This window comes from Plantibacter sp. T3 (assembly GCF_902506515.1).
GTDB classification, from domain to species: Bacteria; Actinomycetota; Actinomycetes; order Actinomycetales; family Microbacteriaceae; genus Plantibacter; species Plantibacter auratus.
In genome coordinates this window covers 1790066-1809853 of record NZ_LR733286.1, presented here as the reverse complement: position 1 = coordinate 1809853, position 19788 = coordinate 1790066, and the positions used below count along the sequence as shown (strand labels likewise).

Sequence of the window (19788 nt, the reverse complement as noted above, 5' to 3'; positions counted from 1 at the left end):
CCATTCGATGCCCGACGCACTGCAGGGATGTGTATTCATGTTACGCGATCCGCCCGGGTGTTCGCACACCCGGCCGGACCGCGGTGAAGAGAGAGTGAGTGACTACTCGCCCTTGTTCTTCTGGATGATCTCGTCGGCGACAGCCTTCGGGACCTCCGCGTAGCTCTCGAACGTCATCGAGTACACGGCACGACCAGAGGTCTTCGACCGGAGGTCGCCGATGTAGCCGAACATCTCGGAGAGCGGCACGTTGGCACGGATGACCTTGACGCCGGTGGCGTCGTCCATGGACTGGATCTGTCCACGGCGCGAGTTGAGGTCTCCGATGACGTCGCCCATGTACTCCTCAGGAGTACGCACCTCGACCGCCATGAGCGGCTCGAGGAGGACGGGGTTGGCACGCGAGTAGGCCTCCTTGAGACCCATCGAGCCGGCGATCTTGAACGCCATCTCCGAGGAGTCGACGTCGTGCGCCGCACCATCGGTGATGATCGCCTTGACACCCACGACCGGGTAGCCCGCGAGGCCACCGACCTGCAGGGCGTCCTGGAAACCGGCGTCGATCGACGGGATGTACTCGCGCGGGATGCGACCACCGGTCACGGCGTTCACGAACTCGTAGGTCGTCTCCGGAGTGACGTCCATCGGCTCCAGATCGAACTGGATCTTCGCGAACTGACCCGAACCACCGGTCTGCTTCTTGTGCGTGTAGCCGTACTTCTCGACCTTGCGCTTGATGGTCTCGCGGTACGCGACCTGCGGCTTGCCGACGTTGGCCTCGACGTTGAACTCGCGCTTCATGCGGTCGACGAGGATGTCGAGGTGGAGCTCGCCCATGCCCTTGATGACCGTCTGGCCGGTCTCGGTGTTCTGCTCGGTGCGGAACGTCGGGTCCTCTTCGGCCAGCTTCTGGATCGCGGTGCCCAGCTTCTCCTGGTCGGCCTTGGTCTTCGGCTCGATCGCGACCTCGATGACGGGCTCCGGGAAGCTCATCGACTCGAGGACGACCTGGTTCTGCGGGTCGGACAGGGTGTCACCGGTGGTGGTGTCCTTCAGGCCGATGACCGCGTAGATGTGACCGGCGGTGACGAAGTCGACCGGGTTCTCCTTGTTGGCGTGCATCTGGAAGATCTTCCCGATGCGCTCCTTCTTGCCCTTGGTCGAGTTGATGATCTGCGCACCGGAGTCGAGACGACCCGAGTAGACGCGGACGTAGGTCAGGCGACCGAAGAACGGGTGCACCGCGACCTTGAACGCGAGCGCGGTGAAGGGCTCGGTCGAGTCGGGGTGACGCTCCACAACCTTCTCCTCGTCGCGCGCGTCGTGGGCCTCGATGGCCGGGACGTCGAGCGGGGAGGGGAGGTAGTCGATGACGGCGTCGAGCATTGGCTGGACGCCGCGGTTCTTGAACGCGGAGCCACAGAGGACCGGGTACATGGTGCTCGTGATGGTGAGGTGACGGATCGCGGCCTTGATCTCCGCGACGGTCAGCTCTTCGCCACCGAAGTACTTCTCCATGAGTGCGTCGTCGGTCTCGGCGACGGCCTCGAGGAGCGCGGTGCGGTACTCGGCCGCCTTCTCCTTGAGGTCTTCCGGGATCTCCTCGATGGCGTACTTGGCGCCCATCTCGACGTCACCCTTGGCGTCTCCGCGCCAGGTGAGCGCACGCATCTCGACGAGGTCGACGACGCCCTCGAAGTTGGACTCGGCACCGATCGGCAGCTGGATGACCAGCGGCTTCGCGCCGAGGCGGCTGATGATCGTGTCGACGGTGAAGTAGAAGTCGGCGCCGAGCTTGTCCATCTTGTTGACGAAGCAGATGCGCGGGACGTCGTACTTGTCGGCCTGACGCCAGACGGTCTCGGACTGGGGCTCGACGCCCTCCTTGCCGTCGAACACCGCGACCGCGCCGTCGAGCACGCGGAGCGAACGCTCGACCTCGACCGTGAAGTCGACGTGGCCGGGGGTGTCGATGATGTTGATCTGGTTCTTGTTCCAGAAACAGGTCGTCGCGGCGGACGTGATGGTGATGCCGCGCTCCTGCTCCTGCGCCATCCAGTCCATCGTCGACGCACCGTCGTGGGTCTCGCCGATCTTGTGGTTGACGCCCGTGTAGAACAGGATGCGCTCGGTGGTGGTGGTCTTGCCGGCATCGATGTGGGCCATGATGCCGATGTTGCGGACCTTGTTCAGGTCGGTGAGCACGTCTTGTGCCACGGGGTCCTCCGGGGATAGGTAGGGGTGAGCTGATTCACTCGGTGACGCGAGGGCGGGCGGATCGCCCGCCCTCGCATCGGGCGGCGACTACCAGCGGTAGTGCGCGAACGCCTTGTTCGACTCGGCCATCTTGTGCGTGTCTTCACGACGCTTGACAGCTGCACCGAGACCGTTCGATGCGTCGAGGATCTCGTTCTGGAGACGCTCGGTCATCGTCTTCTCGCGGCGGCCCTTCGCGTAGCTCACGAGCCAGCGCAGGGCGAGGGTGTTGGCGCGGTGAGGCTTGACCTCGACCGGCACCTGGTAGGTGGAACCACCGACGCGGCGCGAACGAACCTCGAGGGTCGGGCGGACGTTGTCGAGCGCCTTCTTGAGCGTGACGACGGCGTCGCCCTGGTTCTTGGCGGTGACGCCTTCGAGTGCGTCGTAGACGATGCGCTCAGCGAGGCCCTTCTTGCCGTCCAGCAGGATCTTGTTGACGAGCTGGCTGACGATGGGGGCGCCGTAGACGGGATCGGCGACGACGGGACGCTTCGGAGCTGGACCCTTGCGAGGCATTACTTCTTCTCCATCTTCGCGCCGTAGCGGCTGCGAGCCTGCTTGCGGTTCTTGACGGCCTGCGTGTCGAGGGCGCCACGGACGATCTTGTAACGGACACCCGGGAGGTCCTTCACACGACCACCACGGACCAGGACCAGCGAGTGCTCCTGGAGGTTGTGGCCCTCACCGGGGATGTACGCGGTGACCTCGGTGCCGTTGCGCAGCTTCACGCGGGCGACCTTGCGCATCGCCGAGTTCGGCTTCTTCGGGGTGGTGGTGTACACGCGGGTGCACACGCCGGCCTGCTGGGGGTTGCTCTTCAGGGCGGGCGCCTTGGTCTTGACGACCTTGGGGCTGCGGCCCTTCCGAACCAACTGCTGAATGGTTGGCACTACTTGCTCCTTGATGATGACTGCACGGTGACAGTGGTACTGCAGCATTCGTGGACCGGTCTCCCGGATCACGAGGTCGTATGGACCCACCGGCGCCGCGCGAGTGCGCGTCGCTTTCGTGGTGGGTATGCCGTGGGGGCGATCGGCAACCGGGACCAGCCCGGCGGGGATCAACCCGATGGTGCAAGACTGCTGTCCACTCCCCCGAGCCAGGCTCCGGAGAACGTGGACAGCACGAGAGCGCACGACAGCGCGCACACCCAAACAAGACTAGCCCGCCGACAGGCTGTGGTCAAACGACGACGGCCCCTGGGAGCATCGCTCCCAGGGGCCGTACAGCTCGGCGTCTACGGGGACGGGACGAAGGTCGCGCCCTCGTCGGTGAAGCCCTCGATCGTGCCGCCGACGACGAAGTCGACGGGGTTGATGCTGTAGCCCGGACCTGTCTGGCCGGTGGCCGGGTCGGTCAGCGTGCAGGTCATCGACATGCGTCCGACGGTCTCGGAGTCGACGGCCCAGCCGCCTCCCGCGAAGTCACCGATCGTGAAGGTCGGGCGCGTGTCGAACTTCCAGGTCACACCGGAGGGGGTGAAGCCGGTGTCGTTGCGGATCTCGAAGGGGCACCCCTCCGGGGCGAGCTCCGTCGCCGCACCGCAGCCGTCGATGTACGCGTTGACGGCCTCCTCGACGGCGGTCGTCCCGGCGTCGGTGAGGGCGACGGCGAGCGTCGCGGGTTCCGCGGCCTGACCGAAGCCCACGGCCGTCGTGGTCGTCGCCTCGGCGGTGTACCAGTCGCTCTCGCTGAGGGCGACGTCGTAGGTGCCCGGGAGGGCACGCAGCTGGTACGAACCCTCGGCGATCGGTTCGACGTCGGTGAGGTCGACGCCGCCGACCGTCGCGACCGCGTCCTCAGGGGCGACCACGTCGACCTGGACCGTGCTGAGTTCGGGAGCCTCGAGCTTCCACTTGTCGAAGAGCACGGCGTCCTTACCGACCTTGGTGAGCGTGAACTCCTGGTCGACGCTCTCGCCACCCTGAGTGAGACGGGCCTCGACGGTCGCGGTGTTCCCACTGGTCGTCGTCTTCCCGATCGTGTAGCCGGAGACCTTGCCGGACGCCGCCTTGTACGCGTCGTCGGTCAGCAGCACGTCGGCCGCCGACACCTCGGTACCGGAGAGCTTGAGCGCCTGTTCGGCGTCGCCCGACTTGAGGGCGTCGAGGTAGCTCTTGACCGTCACCTCCGGGGCGTGGAGGGCGTTGCCGACGCTGACGCCGACGATGCCACCGACGATGATGAGGAGGAGGGCGCTCCCGCCGGCGATGATGCCGGTGAGCCCCTTCTTCGAGAGCTTCTTCTTGGGCGGCTGCTGGCCGCCGCCGTACCCGCCGGCGCCCTGCGCGTAGGGCGCCTGGCCGTACTGCTCGGTGGGCTGCTGGCCGTACTGCCCCGTGGGCTGCTGGCCGTACTGACCGGTTCCCTGCTGACCGAACTGCTCGGTCGGCTGCTGGCCGTACTGCGCCGTCTGACCGTACTGACCGGTCTGCTGGCTGTACTGACCGGTCTGCTGGTCGTACTGGCCCGTCTGCTGGTTCTGCTGGCCGGACGACTGCTCACCGTACTGGCCGGACTGCTGCCCGTACTGCCCAGACGGCTGCGTCGGCGACTGCCCGTACGGCGACTGCTGTCCGTACTGACCCGTCTGCTGCTGGCCTGAGCCCGACTGCTGCGGGCCGTTGCCCTGCCACCCCTGCTGCGGGTCGGGCTGAGCGGGTGGTCGCTGCCACTGGGGCTGCTGCGGGTTCTGATCTCCGGGATCGGTCATGGTGTTGCGCCCCCAATGAGCATGGATCGTGCTGATGACAAGTGCTCGAAAGTATAGTGACGGGTGTCGGACAGCACGATGGGGAGATCTCCCCTCCTGCGTCCGGGTGAACCCCGACGGCTACCAGGGCGAGGTGGGGGAATCCAGCTCCAGCGCGAGGTCGTCGAGGAGCGCGGTGACCTGCGGTTCGACGTACCGCTCCACGGCGTCATGGATGGCGAGGCGGTGCCCGACGAGGAGTTCGCAGATGCGGCGCCCGGTCTCGTTCGCGCACTGGTCGGCGAGGGCGATCTCGGTGCGCAGCGCCTCCTTCGCGTCGTCCGACAACGGCGGGGGTGGCGGGACGGCCCTCGCCTGGGATTCGCCGAGCTCCGCGAGGGTGAAGAGGTAGGGCTGCTCGGGATCCGGGTCGGGGTCGAGCTGCAACCCGTCGAACTCCGGGTCGAGCCCCTCCCCCGGGCGGTAGGAGCGCTGCGCCTCGCGCAGGTCCGCCGCGCGCAGTTCGGCGCGGAGGACGGGGAGGTTCCGCTCGGTGTACTCCGCCACCGCGTGGTCGACGAGGGCCTTCATCCGGGTGGCCAGGCCGTGCTGCACCTGGTGCGGGACGTCGTCGACGAGGCCGGCCGCCCGGAGGATCGGCGACCCGATGCACCGGCGGCAGATCCGGGTGCGTCCACGGTGGGCGGCGGGGTGCCAGCGCGGCAGCCACCGGAGCCAGGCGTCGACGGCCTGGCTCACGCTGGTCTCGAGCGAGCGCTCCATACTCACCGAGGGTAGCGCCTCGGCGGTCGTATCGGCCTCAGCGCCGCCCGGCGGCGCGCTGGTCCCGTGCTGCTCGACGGGCGAGCGAACCGGACGGCTGCAGCCGACTCACGAGACTGCGCTTCGCGCGGTAGCGGAACCGGCTCCGCTGGCGGGCGAACCAGCCGAGCGCTCCCTGTGCCCGGGAGGCCTCGGCCTCCGACCGCTGCCACAGCTCGTCGGCCGTCGTGTCGTCCACGTCACGACCGGAGAAGACGACATCGTCGGTCGTCCCCGCGAGCACGGTGAGCGTGGTCGCGCCCTCTGGTTCCTGGGCACCGAGCATGGACGCCGTGGCCGACCGCGTGGCGGCCGGGGGCACCGTGTACCCGAGCTCGGCGTAGCGGTCGATCAGCTCGTCCCACGCACCGGCGGCGCTGCGGTCACCACTGCCCGCGCGGCGACGCTTCGTCCGCCGACGCTTCGCGCCGGAGATGGCGAGGAGCGGGATGAAGTACAGCGACACCGGGACACCCACGATCAGCGCGAGCCACCAGACCCACTCCGGGATCACGAGTCCGTCGTTCTTGTCCTTGTCGTCGCCATCGTCGATCGAGGCCTCGGTGAGGAGGCTGTCGTCGAGGTTGTCGCTGCGCGGCGGCTGACGCACCTGCGGCTGCGGCTCGGTCTTGGGCTTCGGGTCCTGGTCCTGCGGGATCTCGGTCTCATCGGGGGTCGGTGAGAACGCCACCCAGCCGTAGCCCTCGAAGGGCACCTCGACCCACGCCGTCACGTCGTCTCCGACGACCTGCACCGAACCCTGGCCCTCGGTCACCTCGGGCGCGAAGCCCATGACGACCCGCGCGGGGTAGCCGAGCGAGCGGGCCATGAGCGCGAACGCCGACGCGTACTGCTCCTCGTCGCCGACCATCGGTGTGCGGGTGAACAGCTCCGACATCCGGTCGGCACCGTGGCCGGCGCGTGACGGAGAGCTGTCCGAGGCGAGCCCGTGGCTGAGGAACCCGGTGGTGCGGAGGGTCTGCTCGATCGCGCGCAGCTGCCCCATGGGCGTCGTCTCGGTTCCGACGAACTCCGAGGCCTTCGCGACGACGATGTCGGGGATGTTCGTGACGGGCGGCAGCTCGACCGCTGCGGTCGGTGTCGTCGCGAGGGCCGTGTCGCTCGGGACGGCCTGCGTCGTGGTCCGCTCCTCGTAGTCGTCGCCCGTGCCGATGCCCGAGGTGATGACGGCCGCGCCGCTCTCGGCGTTGTAGCGGATGTCCTCGGATCGCTCGGACGCCTTACCGTCGAGGGTGAGCGCGCTCGGATATCCGACACTGGGCACCCAGATGTCGTCGTAGCCGGTGATGTCGATCGACACCCGACGGTCGCTACCGGCCGTGATGAGCTTCGGTCCGGGCAGGTGGTCGCCGACGAGTTCGAAGGCACCGGAGCCGTCGGTCGCCGTGGACGGTCCCGAGACGGTCCACAGGCGTCCGTCGTAGCTGTCCATGGCCGCCAGACGGATCCGATCCCCCGGCTTGAGGCCGGTGGCGGTGAAGAGCTTCGTCTCGGCGAGGTCCTTCGTGTACTCGCGGAACCCGGCGAGCGGGCTCGGGTACTCCAGGGGGTCGAACGGCGGGGTGACGACCTCGCGGAGGACGAACCGGGAGTCCGTGGGCGGTGAGGCGACCACGGCCGCGCCGCCGCCGACGACGACCGCGACCGCGGCGAGGACGGCCGTGCCGATGATCTTCTTGCGACGGAGGACGGCGGTGGTCGACGCCGCCGCGTTCTCGCCACGACCGGCACCCGGCCGCCACCCGAGCCAGAGGAGGGCGATCAGCGCGAACGCGATCCCGCGGACGGCCGCCAGGAAGGGCGTCTGCGTGCCGAGGAGGACGCCGAGCGCGTACAGTACGGCCGGGCCGACGAGCAGGACGGCGCAGCGCACGGCGACCTGCGGACGGCGCGGCAGCCAGCGGACGGCGAGCACGGCGGAGACCACCCCGACGAGCATCCCCGCGACGTAGGGCAGGGTCATGATGTAGGCGGGCGCGCTCAGCGGGGTCTGCAGGGTGACGAAGTCCTTCCACCCGAACACCGCCCCGATGCTGATCCCACCGAGGGTCCGCAGGTTCGGGAGGATCGCGAACGTCGCGACCGACGGCATCGCCAGGGCACTGCCGAAGACGTAGAAGACCAGGACGGTCGAGAGACCGGTCAGGAGGGCGTTCAGCCGGAGCGCGTGGGAGGCGACACCGACCCCCATACCGAGCGCGAGACCGCCGAGGCCGGCGAGGAGGAAGCCGGTGCCGCTGAGCGCCGCACCGAAGCCGAGCAGGCCGAGGGCCGCGAGGACGAAGACGACCACGAGGTCGATCCAGGAGCGGCCGGGCAACGGCCACGGCGCGACGAAGGTCGGGACGATGCCCTGGACGTCGACTTCCGCGGCCGAGCCGGCGGGAACGCGTCCGGGGCGCACGGTCGTGCGCTCGTCGACCCCGCTCACAGGGCCCTCGACATGACCTTGGCGAGGTCGCTCAGTGCCCCGACCGTCATGACGTTCATCCCGGCGACGTCCTTGATGCCGGCCCGTGCACCGCGTTCGACGCGGATGCCGAACACGTTGACGTCGGGACCGAAGAGGCGTTGGATCCCCCGGTACTCCTGTGCCTCGAGCCGCGAACCGGCGACGATGATGACGACACTCGGTGCAGGCAGACGCTTCGTGGTCTCCCGGGCGAAGGTGCGTGGGGTGTCGAAGGTGCCCTCGGCGAGCTGCAGCCTGCAGCTGTCGTCGAGGAAGGAGGTCACGGTGTGGGTCCGCAGCGCGAGCCGGTCGGTCACGACGCTGATCGGCACCTGGTCGAGGATCACCTGGGTCGCGATCGACGCGGTGAGCGACACCGCCAACTCGAACTCGTCCTCATCGTCGGCGTAGTAGCGGGAGTCGGTCGTCATCACCATGGTGAGCTGCGACCGCCGAGTCTCCTCGAACTGCCGCACCATGAGCTGGCCCGTCTTCGCGGAGGACTTCCAGTGGATGTAGCGGCGGTCATCACCGGGGACGTACCCGCGGAGCGCGTGGAAGGAGATGTCGTTGTTCGTGATGGTCTTCGTGACGAGGCCCTCGAGGTCGCGGATGAGACCGGCGGCCGTCGGGTGGAGCCGCGTGGTCTCAGGGTGCACGAAGAGCTCGACCGGTTCCGTCCAGCGCACCTCGCGGCGCAGCAGACCGAGCTGATCGCCGCGGACCGACACGGCAGGCCCGGCCGGGATGACGGCTCGCCGGTTCGTCGGGACGGCGAACAGCTCCTCGTGCTCGCCGTCCTTCGGGATCGCCGGGATGGCGAACTCCGCGAGGCCGTAGCCCACGGGGACCTCGAGGCGCGTGGGCGTCGTGGCGCGGTTGCCGGGGTTGGCGATGAGGACCTGCCCGATCGCGCGCTCCCCGACGGTGACGCGGCTGGGGTTCAAGTGGATGGAGATGCGGAAGGTCGACCGCCCGAAGAGGTACGCGACGGAGGCCAGCAACGCGGCCAGCGGCACGAAGCCGAGGAAGACGAGCTCCGCCCACCCCAGGATGAAGCCGGCGACGGTCGCGATGACGCCGATCGCGAGCACGACCCAGCCGAGGCCGCTGACGACAGCGAGCACGGGCTGCGCAGCCGACCAGACGACCCTGGCCCAGGGCACGACGACGGCACCGACGCCGTCGAGCGCGCTGCGGAACGGGTTCGGCCGTCGAGCGGGAGCCGGCGCGCCATCGATGTGCGCATCGGGACCCTCGGGCCCCGCCTCGGCAGGCGCGCCGACCGTCGCCGTGCGGACCGGCTCGGATCCGTCCGGCGCGGTGTCGGCGCGCTGCTCGAGGGTCTCGCTCATGCTGCGCGGTACGCCGGCGGAGCGATGCTGACGAGGACCCGGGCGACGACGTCCTGCGCGGTCACGCCGGCGAAGTCGGACTCGGGGTCGATGATGATACGGTGCGCGAGGACGGCCTGCGCGAGGTCGTTGACGTCGTCGGGGGTGACATACGTGCGCCCCTGCGAGATCGCCCAGGTCTTGACGGCGCGCACGAGGGCGAGCGCACCACGCATGCTCACGCCGAGCGCGACGTCCTGGTCGTCCCGCGTCGCCGCGACGACGTCGGCGACGTACTCGAGGATGCTGCCGTCGACGTGCACCTCGGTGGCGAGCTGCGCCATGGTGATGACCGCGCTGGAGGCGATGATCGGTTGGACCTTCGTCGCGCGCGCGCGGTTCGAGGCGTCGAGGAGCAGGTTCACCGAGGTCTGGCGGTCGGGGTAGCCGAGCGTGGTCTTGATGAGGAAGCGGTCGAGCTGCGCCTCGGGCAGTTTGTACGTCCCTGCCTGCTCGATCGGGTTCTGCGTCGCGATGACCATGAACGGCTTGCCGGCCTCGTAACTCGTGCCGTCGATCGTGACGATGCCCTCCTCCATCACCTCGAGGAGCGCCGACTGCGTCTTCGGCGAGGCGCGGTTGATCTCGTCCGCGAGCACGATGGAGGCGAAGATCGGTCCCTTGTGGAACTCGAAGATCCCCTTGCCCTGGTCGTAGATCGTCACACCGGTGACGTCGGACGGCAGGAGGTCGGGCGTGAACTGGATCCGCGAGCTCGTGCCGTCGAGCGTGTTCGCGAGCGCCTTGGCGAGCACGGTCTTGCCCGTGCCCGGGTAGTCCTCGAGGAGCACGTGGCCCTCCGAGAGCATGGCGGTGACGACGAGCTTGATGACGTGCTCCTTGCCGAGGATGGCCTGCTCGACGTTGCCGACGAGCTTGCCGAACGCGTCGGCGAACCAGGTGGCCTGTTCCTGCGTGACAGTCATAGAAGTGCGTGCTTTCCGTGGAAGTGGCGTATTGAGTCGAGGAAGATCATGGTCTACAGCCGGTGGAGTTGCAGCTGTCCCAGTTCTGGGCAGAAGAGGTGAAGGTACCTCCTGGACCGGTCATGGTGAACGTGAACGATCGGTTCTGGATGCCCATGATGTTCTGGGTCGTCGCACTTCCGTTGCCCGACGAATCCACAGTCACGGTCGTCGAACTGAGATTGTTCTCGTTGATTCGCGCCGTGTAGGTGCCTGCGGGCACATTCTTCCAGTTGAAGACGACCAATCGGCAGATCGAGGTGTCGGTGCAGTTGCCGTTGCCCGGCCCCGTCGCCTGTCCCGGACCCTTCGTCATCCACAGTTCAGGATCCGGAGCCTTGACACTCGTCTCGGACGGCCCGGCTTCCGGGCTGGTGCCGCCGGTACCGTTCGCCGTGACATACAGCTGATAGGTGCCCTCGCCGACGTTCTGGACACTCGCGCTCGTCCCGATCACGGTGCCCCCATCGATCTGACTCGAGCCCTTCATGACCCGCCAGGTATAGCTTTCGATCCGGCCACCATCGTCACTCGGAACGTTCCACGATGCGCTCAAGGTTGTCGGCGCCCGGCCTCCGGCAGTCAGGCTCGGATTGCGCGGGGCCGTCGGCACGCCGTATGCCGTCGCGGAGACGGGCGCGGAGCTCGCACTGTTGCCGACCGCATTGGTCGCGTAGGCACTGAAGGTGTAGTTCTGGCCGTTCGTGACGTCGAAGGAGCAGTCGTTGCCGGGGGCGCACTCACGTTTTCCGCCGTCCCAGACGACGGTGTGCGACTCGATCGGCGAACCGTTGCTCGCCGGCGAACCGCCGACCACGACGACGATCTTGCCGCTCTTCGCGCTCTTGACCGCGATCGTCGGCGGATCGGGCACGTCCTTCACGATCACCGTGATGCGACCCTGGACCTTTCGGTTGGGGTCGTTCGTCGCGTCCTGGACCGTGTAGATGACGCTGACGGTCCCGCTCTTCGACGAGCCGGGGGTCACCGTCACCGTGCTCCCGGAGAAGGTCGCCGTCGCTCCGCCGGCCGGCGCGCTCTCCACGGTGGCGTCGACGATCTTGAGGGGGGTGTCGGGGAACGGGTTGTAGTCGTTCGCGAGCACGCTGATCGACTCGGCCTTGTTCTTGCGGCCCTCTTCGACGCGGTCGTCGATGGCACGTGGGAGCGGCCTCGTCGAGGAGACGACGCGGACGTTGATCGACCCCGGGACGGAGTACTCCTTGTAGTTCACGGTGAACGTCAGCGTGGCCGAGGTGCCGGGTTGCGTCCCCTGCGGAGCGGAGATCGAGACCTGCGAACCGGAGAGGCTGCCCTGGACGCCCGCGGTCGTGCCGCCGAATCCCTGGTAGGTGAGCGCCGCGAGGATCTTCGGGTTCGGGTGGTCGCTCGACGCCCGCAGGTCGACGGTGATCGGCGCCTCACCGGCCTCGATCGTCACCGTCGGCGGGGTGAACGTCGGCGGGACGTCCTCGAGGTTCGGGTCGCCCACCGTGATCGGCAGCGTGAGCAGCTTGCTCTCGCGGCCGTCCGTGGCCTCGAAGCTCACCGAGGCGGGTCCGCGGTAGTCCTTCGCCGGGGTGAAGGTGATCGTGGCGTCGTCGACGTAGCTGGAGGTGCCGTTGCTCCGGAAGTTGACGACACTGCCCTCGGAGGCGATCGTGACGGGCTTGCCCGAGGGCGCCTCGGTGATGTCGGAGAGCTTCCAGGTGCGCGTCTCGTTGACCTTGACGATCTGCTCCGGCAACGGACTCTTCATCCGCGGTGGCTCGCCGTCGGTCGCGGCCGGCACGATGATGAACGCGGCACCGCTCAGCTGCGTGACCGGGTCCGTCAGGCGGTAGGCGATCGCCTGGCGTCGGTCGGTGAGGGTCACCCGGATGGTGCCACCGTCGCGGACCTCGCCGGAGGCGGCGTTCACTCCTTCGAGGCTCGGCTGCAGGTCGTCGATCAGCCCACCGGGGTTCTGCGCGCCGTCGAGCACGTCGATGTCGATGGTCTTCTTGCCGACGATGTCGGCGTCCTCGAGGACGTGGTCATCCGCCTCGGGGAACTGCGGCTTCGCGTCCTTCGTGACCTTGACCTGGATGTAGGCGCTGTCGATGCCACCCTTGCCGTTGGTGATCTGGTACCGGACCGTGAAGAACGCCTCCTCCTCCGGCACTTCGATGACGACACGGCTCTTGCTGACCTCGGCGGTGAGGCCGTCGTCCACCGAGAGCAGCTTCGGTTCGAGTTTGAGCTTGTACCCGTTCGGGTCGGAGTCGTTCGAGAGCACCGGCACGGACGCCACCTTGCCCGGCAGGACCTCGATGTAGTCGTCGACCGCGTTCGGCTGGCCGTCGACCTCCGGGCGTCCGATGACCCCGATCTTGATCGTGCCGACCGCGACCGCGCCGTAGGTGTCCTTGACCCGGTACTGGAAGGTGTCGGTGCCGGAGGAGTCCGGAGCCGCCTCGTAGACGAACCAGGTGCTCCCCTGATCGATGACGCGACCGAGCAACGGTGCCGAGGCGATGTCGTCGACGACGACGGAGTCACCGTTCGGGTCCAGGCCGTCGAGCGGGACGTCCACACGGACCGTCGCACCCGCGAACACGCGCGAGGTGAGCAGCTGCGGCACAGGCGGCTGGTTGTTCTTCTTGTCCTCGCCGACCACGTTGAAGGTGACCGTCGCCGTGTCGGCCTCGCCGAAGGTGTCGTACACACGGTACGTCGTCGTGTAGGTGCCCGGTTCGCTCGGCGCCTGGAAGCGGACCTCGTCGTCGTCGACGAAGGCGAGGCCGGCGGTCGGATCGTCGACGAGCTGGCGGTCGACGAGCATGACCGCCGCGTCCGGGTGGTAGTCGTTCTCGAGCACCGCGACGTTGGCGATGTCGCCCGCGCGGACGACGACGGCATCGTCGGTCGCGACCGGTGCCTGATGCTTCGGCAGCGGTGGCACCGGGACGACCGTCACGGCCGCCTGAGCCGACGAGGTGCCGTCGGACACGACGTAGGTGAACTGCAGCTGCTGCTCGATCGGCGCGGAGGAGGACACGCGGATGACCGCGCTGTCGAGGACCTCGACGGACAACGAGGTGGACTCGTCGGGAACGGAGACGGACTGCACGGCGAGCACCTGCCCACCCGGCGACTCGTCGTTCGCGAGGACCGGGATCGTGATCGTCTCGTTCGGACGCAGATAGCCTTCGTCCTTCACAGCGACCGGCGGACGCACGTCGGTCGGCTTCTCGAGGACGTCGACGCGGATGAGCCCGATGCTCGAGGCGATACCGGCGCCGAGCGTGTACTTCAGGTAGTAGGTGCCGGGCTCGTTCGAGGAAACGGTGACCGACTGCTTCTCGAGGCTCGGCGAGGACACGAGACCGCCCTGCAACGCTTCGACGCCGATGAGACCGAGCGGGGCCCCACTCGGTGACTGGTCGTTCGCCAACGGCTGGACGAGCGCGGACTCGCCGACGAAGGTCGAGACGAAGTCGGGTGTGCCGATCGGGCTCAAGGCTCCGGCGGGCTGGACATCGACCTTGAGGGTGCCCTCCGCCGAGTTGACCCCGTCGGACACGACGAACTTGACGTCGCGCGGGCCCATTTCGGGCGAGGCGTGCGTGAACGTGACGAAGCCGTCCGGGGTGAACCGGACGAGGTCGCTGGACGCCGGTGAGGCCGACTGGAGGAAGATGTCGTCGCCGTCGGGATCACGCCAGTCGGCGAGCACGTTGTAGGTGACCGTCTGCCCGGCCTCGACCGACACTGCGGCCTCGCGATGCGACGTCGGCGGCTCGTTGACCTCGGGTGGCTTGATGGCGATGCTCACGTTCGCTTCGGCCACGCCGCCTGGGCGGCCGTCGTTGACGGAGTATCGGAACGACGTCGTCCCGGCCACGAAGCCCTCGGCCGGGGTGAACTGGAGCGCGCGCCCGCCGTCGATGTACTCCAGCTTGCCGGTCTCGGCCGCGACGTCGCTCGTGTTCTGGATCGTCAGGACGTCGCCGTCGGCGTCGGAATCGTTGTCGAGCAGTGGCAGGACGGTCGCGCGACCCGGGCGGACGCCGAACGCGTCGTCGCGGGCGATGGGGGGACGGTTCTCCTCGGTGCGCTCGGCGAGCGTGTCCTCGAAGGACTGCTCGGAGGCCTTCTCATCGCCGTCCTCGCCGTCCTCCTCCTGCGGGGGCGTCACCTCGTCCCAGTTGTCGACGAGACGCATGTTCGCCTGCACGAGCCAGGAGTTGCCGGTCTGGACGTTGTTGAGGGCGATGACCGAGCGGTTGACCCGGAAGACGAGCTGCTGGCCGATGGTCTCCGGGTTGATGTCCTCGATGACGGGCTTCTTGTCGGCGCACTCGGCTGCGTAGCGGCTCGATGAGGCCCAGGCTCCGTGCATGCAGCCGTCGAGGTTGACCGGTGCCGTCACCTCGGCAGCGCTCGTCGCCGCCGTCGTGACATCGGCGTCGAGCACCTCGGGGTCGCCGCCGCCGAGCGGGACGCGGACGAGCGAGTCACCGGTGGCGATGACGGCGGCGTCGTCCGATGCCGACGGCTCCTGGATCTTCAGCGGTTTGCCCGGCAGCTCGACGACGGAGCCGTCCTGCTTCACGAGGTCGCCGGACTTCACGTCGAGGATGACGGCCTGCTCACCGGCCGCACTCAACTGGTAGTCGTCGAGCTTCGGGAGCTTCGACTCGGTCTTCGTGCCGTCGGGCAGGATGCGGTAGAGGCGCCCCTTCGCGGGTGCGACCGCGAGGATGGTGCCCGTCGAGGTGACGACCGCTTGACCGGCCTTGCCGATGGACACGATCGGCTTCGTCTCCGTGGGGTCGAAGCGGAGCTCGCCCGCGGCGTCGACGGACCAGAGCTTGCCGGTCTCCCCCGCCACGACCGAGAGTCGGTCGCCGCCGTAGTGCACCGTCGCGCCGGTCGGCAGCGAGACACGCTGGATGAGGCTCGTGAAGGCCGGGTCGATGCGCTCGAGCGAGGACAGCGCCTTGTCCTGGAGGAAGACGTCGTCACCGTCCTGCAGCACGTCGGCGTTGTTCGACGCCGTCGACACCGCACCGTCGAGTTCGGAGATCTGATCGTTGAGACGCCCCGCGAGGAGCGACTCGCCGTTGGTGACCCAGACGTCGCGGGACTCGAGGTCGACCTCCGTGACCGGGAAGCCCTGGTGGATGAGTGCGGCGGTCACCGGTACGGCGACGAGGACCGACAGGGCCGTGATGGACGCCGCCGTCTTGCGTTTGCGCAGCCAGGCACTCCAGTTGCTCACGGTCCCCCAGGTGATGTTCGGTCAAGCATCGGTCGATGCGCCACGCTGCAAACGCGGAGTCACTCTAACAAAGAAGTCCGTCATGGAAAACGGTTGCGAGCGTCAACCACGAACCGGTTGTCCCCCGCCGACGTCCGCCTGATCGGCGTGGTCGAGGAGCGGGAGGTCACTGGCGTCCACGAGTCGGGTCGAGACCGCGTACTCGACCAGCCGTGCACGACGACCGGTCGCGAGCTTCCCCGGCCCACCGCGGAGCCCCTGCACCCCGAACTTGTCGAGCTTGTCGCAGACGTTGTCGAGCTTGCGGTTGAAGGTGGTCTGGCTCCAGCCGAGGCGGGCGGCAGCGGCGGCCGACGCCGGGATCTCGCCGCGACCGGGCGACGCCTGGCGCAGGACGTCCTCCGCCAGGGCGACGATGAGGAGGCGCTGGCTGCTCGTCAGGTGGATCGGCCCGACCGTCGTGGTTCCGGCGGTGGTCGTCGAGAGCTGCGACGGACTGAAGTACTCGAGGTCCGAGGTGATCGTGAAGTCGTAGGTCGTCGTCCCGGCACTGAACAACACCTGCAGCTCGGGGAACACGATCGGGAGCCGGGCACCGGGCGCGAGCCACGCCTGCACGTTGCCGGTCGTGTCCGTCACCGTCGCGGAGAGGGTGTTCCCGATGTTCGTGAGCCACCAGAGCCCGGCATCGAAGGTGACACTGAGGAAGGTGCGATGCAGGAAGGGGTTCTCGTCGACGACGAGGTCGCCCTCGCGCCCGATCAGGAACGGCTTGCGTGCGTCCACGGCGTACTCCTCGCCGCAGAACTCGACGCGCACCGCCGTCTTCGTCGTCGCCGTGTCCGTCGCCTCGTCCGTGGTCATCGTCTGGTCCCCCTGTGGTCGGTCATCGTCTCGCTCCAGCTACTGCTGCGAGCACATCTCGAGTGGATCCGGTGAGGTGACGCCGCCTCGGACGATCACCACCTCGATGCACAGCTGCGCACCCGGAGCGCTCGGCTTCAGGTCGACCGCGTACGTCGAGGTCGGTACCTTCGGCGAGTTCTTGCCGCTGCTCGTCACCTGGTAGATGTACGAGTCGCCGTCCTGCGGATCCGGGTTGTCCCAGATGAACGTCACGACGCTGCCGTCCTCGCTGATGTTCACCCCGAACGGCTTCGGCGAGGGGACGTCGCTCAGTTGGATGGGCGCCCCGGTCGCCGCGGCCGTCGGCTTCGGGTCGGCGGCGGCGCCCTGCCAGATGATCCCGGCCGCGATACCGCCGACCGCGAGCACCGCGACGCCGCCCGCGACGAGGAGGCGGGTCAGTCGGCGACGTCTGGCCCGTCCGGCGGCGTCGGCATCGGGATCCTCCGTGGGAACTGCAGCCGCGGTCTCGAGGCGGTCGCGGCGTATCGTCTCGGAGGGCACCGAGGCCGCTCCGACGGTGATCGGCGCCGACGGCTGGATCGGTTGGACGAGCGGTCCGGCCGAGCGCACGACCGTCTCGTCTCCGATGGACGGCTGCACACTCGGCACGCCGGGTCGGGGCTGGGCCTCGACCGTCGGGACCTGCCGGACCCGCGTCTCGTCCGACGCACTGCTGGACGTGTCCGGTCGGGGGGCCTGCGACTGCGGCTGTACGAGGTTCGGGATGTCGATGGGCGTCGGCGCGTAGGCCAGCTCCATCTCGACACGCTGCAGCGCCCGCGCGAAGTCGACGGCGCTCTCGAAACGGTTGGCGCGGTCCTTCGCGAGGCCCTTCTGCAGCGTCGCGACGAGGGACGCCGGTGCGTCGTCGCGCCCGAGCGGGGTGACGGTCCCGCGCTCGATCCGGCTGATGAGGTCGGCCGCACCGTTCGACTGCCCGGGGATCTCGAACGGCGTGCGTCCGGCGAGCAGCGTGTAGACCGTCGCGGCCAGGGAGAAGACGTCGGATCGGACGTCGGGATGCGGCTCGTCCTCGAACATCTCGGGCGGTGACCAGGGGATGGAGAGACCCACCGTCTGGGTACCCGAGGCGCCTGTCGAGCCGACGTCGCCCGGCCGCCCGGGGCCGGCCGTCGACGGCACCTCGAGTTCGACGGCCTGCGAGATGCCGAAGTCGGTCAGCGCCGGCCAACCGTACGCGTTCGTGAGCACGTTGGCCGGCTTGATGTCGCGGTGGAGGATGCCGGCGGCGTGTGCGGTCGCCACCGCACTGGCCAGGCGGACGCCGGTCCGCAGCGCGTCGGCGACGGCGAACCGCCGCAGCTTCGCCTGCTCGGCGAGGCTCGGCCCCGCGCAGTACTCCATCGCGAGGTACGGTCGGCCGTCCGGGGCGACGTCCGCCGTGTAGATCGTGACGATGTACGGGTGCGCGGAGAGCTGCGCCATGAGGTTCGCCTCGGCGACGAAGGCCTCGCGGGTCTGCTCACTGAGGTGCTCGGCGAGAAGCACCTTGACGGCGACCTGACGCCGCGGCAACTGCTGCTCGTACAGGAAGACGTCGGAGAACCCACCGGCTCCGAGCTGTCGTTCGAACCGCAGCCCGGGGATGGCCGGCGGTTGCGAAGGTGAGCGGCGCACGTCAGCCCTCTCGGACGCGCAGCGCGACGCCGCCGCCGAGGTCGATGACGGTCCCGACGATCACCGGTGTCGGCTCCCCCGGTCGCAGGGACTGCGGCGCCTGACCGGGCAGGACGACCTGCGTGCCGTTCCGCGAGTGGAGGTCGGTGACGACGACCGTGCCGCCCTCGACCGCGACGCGCACGTGGCTCCGCGAGATGTCGTCTCCCGTGAGCGTGACGAGCGTCGGGACGACCGACGCCGGGACCTGCGAGACGCTCGGCGCCCGGCCGAGCACGACGGGTGAGGCGAGCGACTGGCGAGTGCCGCCGGGGAGCTCGAGGTAGGTGAGCGGCGTGGCCGACGGGGTGGTCGATCGAGCAGGCGGGGTCTCGGCCGCGCGACGCGCACGCAATGCGGCGAGATCCTCGGCGAGGATCGTGTGGCCGTCGTGGTCGCCGAGGTCCGATGGTCCGGCTGCTGCGGGTTCCGGCGCGGCGACTGCGGTGGGGGCCGCCTGCTGGTGGGCCGACGCCTCGGCCGCCGCGCGTTCGGCGTCGCCGGCCTCGTCGACCGCCGCCGCACCGACCGGACGGAGCACGGTCTGGCCGAACAGGAAGTCGTAACCCTCGTCGACGGGCTCCTCCGGGGTCGTCGGGGTCTCGTCCGGGTCGTCCTCGTCGTGGAAGAACTGGGTGTCGGAGACGGACGGCACGACGTGGAGCGGTTGAACGGGCTCGACGTGCGCAACCGGGGTCGCCTCATCGCCGTCCGCCCCGGCGTCCGCGTCGTCCGAGGTCGCCGCGGATGCAGCGGGCTCGGCGGGGGCCGGGACGGGCGGGGCCGCGAGCTGCTCCGCCGCAGTCGGCGTGCTCGTGGACGACTCGGTCGGCCGGCGCTCGTCGGTGGTCGGAGTGGCGAGGGAAGCCGTGGCCTCCTCGTCGAGGGTCGCCGTGATGGAGGTCGTCCAGACGGCTCCCGACCCGAGCGGGAGGCGCACGCCGGACGGGTTCGGCTGGTCGCTCCGGAGCGTGACGCTCACCGCGTCGGCGTGGTGTTCCTCGACCCAGGTGGTCGCGCGGGCGCCCAGGACCGTCTCGGTCCCGGCGGCGCTCGTCACGACGGCGGCCGCGAGCCCGCGCACGATGACCGTCGCGCCCGATTCGTCCCAGACGGCCGCGGCGAACGCGGGCGTGTTCGAGAGACCGCCGGCCGCGAGGCGGTCGACGATCAGCGACAGCGACGCGTCGCCCGGGAGGTCCGCGGCGAATGCGGCAGCGGCGGTGTCGTCGCCCTGGGCGTCGACCAGCACCAGTCTGCCGGGCCCCGCCACAGCGAGCCAACGGCGGACCTCGGCCGGTTCCATTTCGTACGAGTACACGGCCACTCCT

At 68.9% G+C, this 19788-nt stretch carries 12 protein-coding genes; all 12 read right to left on the bottom strand.

Translation table 11 applies throughout. The features are described 5' to 3' along the window. Nucleotides 1-102: 102 nt before the first annotated feature. Nucleotides 103-2217, bottom strand: coding sequence for an elongation factor G (fusA, locus tag GV015_RS08655; protein ID WP_079705261.1), 2115 nt, complete (start codon nucleotides 2215-2217; stop codon nucleotides 103-105). 87 nt (nucleotides 2218-2304) lie between these two features. Further along, nucleotides 2305-2775 carry a 30S ribosomal protein S7 gene (gene rpsG, locus GV015_RS08650; RefSeq protein WP_064296707.1) on the bottom strand — a complete coding sequence of 157 codons (471 nt, stop codon included), beginning with the start codon at nucleotides 2773-2775 and terminating at the stop codon, nucleotides 2305-2307. Continuing rightward, nucleotides 2775-3149, bottom strand: coding sequence for a 30S ribosomal protein S12 (rpsL, locus tag GV015_RS08645; protein ID WP_056008169.1), 375 nt, complete (start codon nucleotides 3147-3149; stop codon nucleotides 2775-2777). The genes rpsG and rpsL overlap by 1 nt, the downstream gene beginning before the upstream one ends. A gap of 347 nt (nucleotides 3150-3496) precedes the next feature. Then, the gene (locus GV015_RS08640) at nucleotides 3497-4972 is read right to left on the bottom strand and encodes a hypothetical protein (RefSeq protein ID WP_159877951.1); all 1476 of its coding nucleotides are present in this window, start codon (nucleotides 4970-4972) and stop codon (nucleotides 3497-3499) included. 120 nt (nucleotides 4973-5092) lie between these two features. Next, entirely contained in the window at nucleotides 5093-5734 is a 642-nt protein-coding gene (locus GV015_RS08635; protein ID WP_159877949.1) for a spermidine/putrescine ABC transporter substrate-binding protein, read from the bottom strand. Between the two features lie 37 nt (nucleotides 5735-5771). Then, a complete protein-coding gene (locus GV015_RS08630) occupies nucleotides 5772-8225 on the bottom strand; it encodes a transglutaminase domain-containing protein (protein WP_159877947.1) in 2454 nt (817 codons plus the stop codon). Next, on the bottom strand, nucleotides 8222-9601 hold the full coding sequence (locus GV015_RS08625; protein ID WP_079705257.1) for a DUF58 domain-containing protein: 1380 nt from the start codon (nucleotides 9599-9601) through the stop codon (nucleotides 8222-8224). Before GV015_RS08625 ends, GV015_RS08630 begins: the two co-directional genes overlap by 4 nt. Continuing rightward, complete coding sequence (locus GV015_RS08620; protein ID WP_079001701.1) at nucleotides 9598-10566, bottom strand: MoxR family ATPase; 969 nt, start codon at nucleotides 10564-10566, stop codon at nucleotides 9598-9600. The genes GV015_RS08625 and GV015_RS08620 overlap by 4 nt, the downstream gene beginning before the upstream one ends. 46 nt (nucleotides 10567-10612) lie before the next feature. After that, nucleotides 10613-15871 carry an Ig-like domain-containing protein gene (locus tag GV015_RS08615; RefSeq protein WP_159877945.1) on the bottom strand — a complete coding sequence of 1753 codons (5259 nt, stop codon included), beginning with the start codon at nucleotides 15869-15871 and terminating at the stop codon, nucleotides 10613-10615. 102 nt (nucleotides 15872-15973) lie between these two features. Then, nucleotides 15974-16735, bottom strand: coding sequence for a hypothetical protein (locus GV015_RS08610; RefSeq protein ID WP_079705255.1), 762 nt, complete (start codon nucleotides 16733-16735; stop codon nucleotides 15974-15976). 39 nt (nucleotides 16736-16774) lie between these two features. Beyond that, nucleotides 16775-18418: a serine/threonine-protein kinase gene (locus GV015_RS08605; RefSeq protein ID WP_159877943.1), complete on the bottom strand. Its 1644-nt coding sequence runs from the start codon at nucleotides 18416-18418 to the stop codon at nucleotides 16775-16777. Between the two features lies 1 nt (nucleotide 18419). Continuing rightward, the gene (locus GV015_RS08600; RefSeq protein ID WP_159877940.1) at nucleotides 18420-19778 is read right to left on the bottom strand and encodes an FHA domain-containing protein; all 1359 of its coding nucleotides are present in this window, start codon (nucleotides 19776-19778) and stop codon (nucleotides 18420-18422) included. Between the last annotated feature and the right edge of the window lie 10 nt (nucleotides 19779-19788).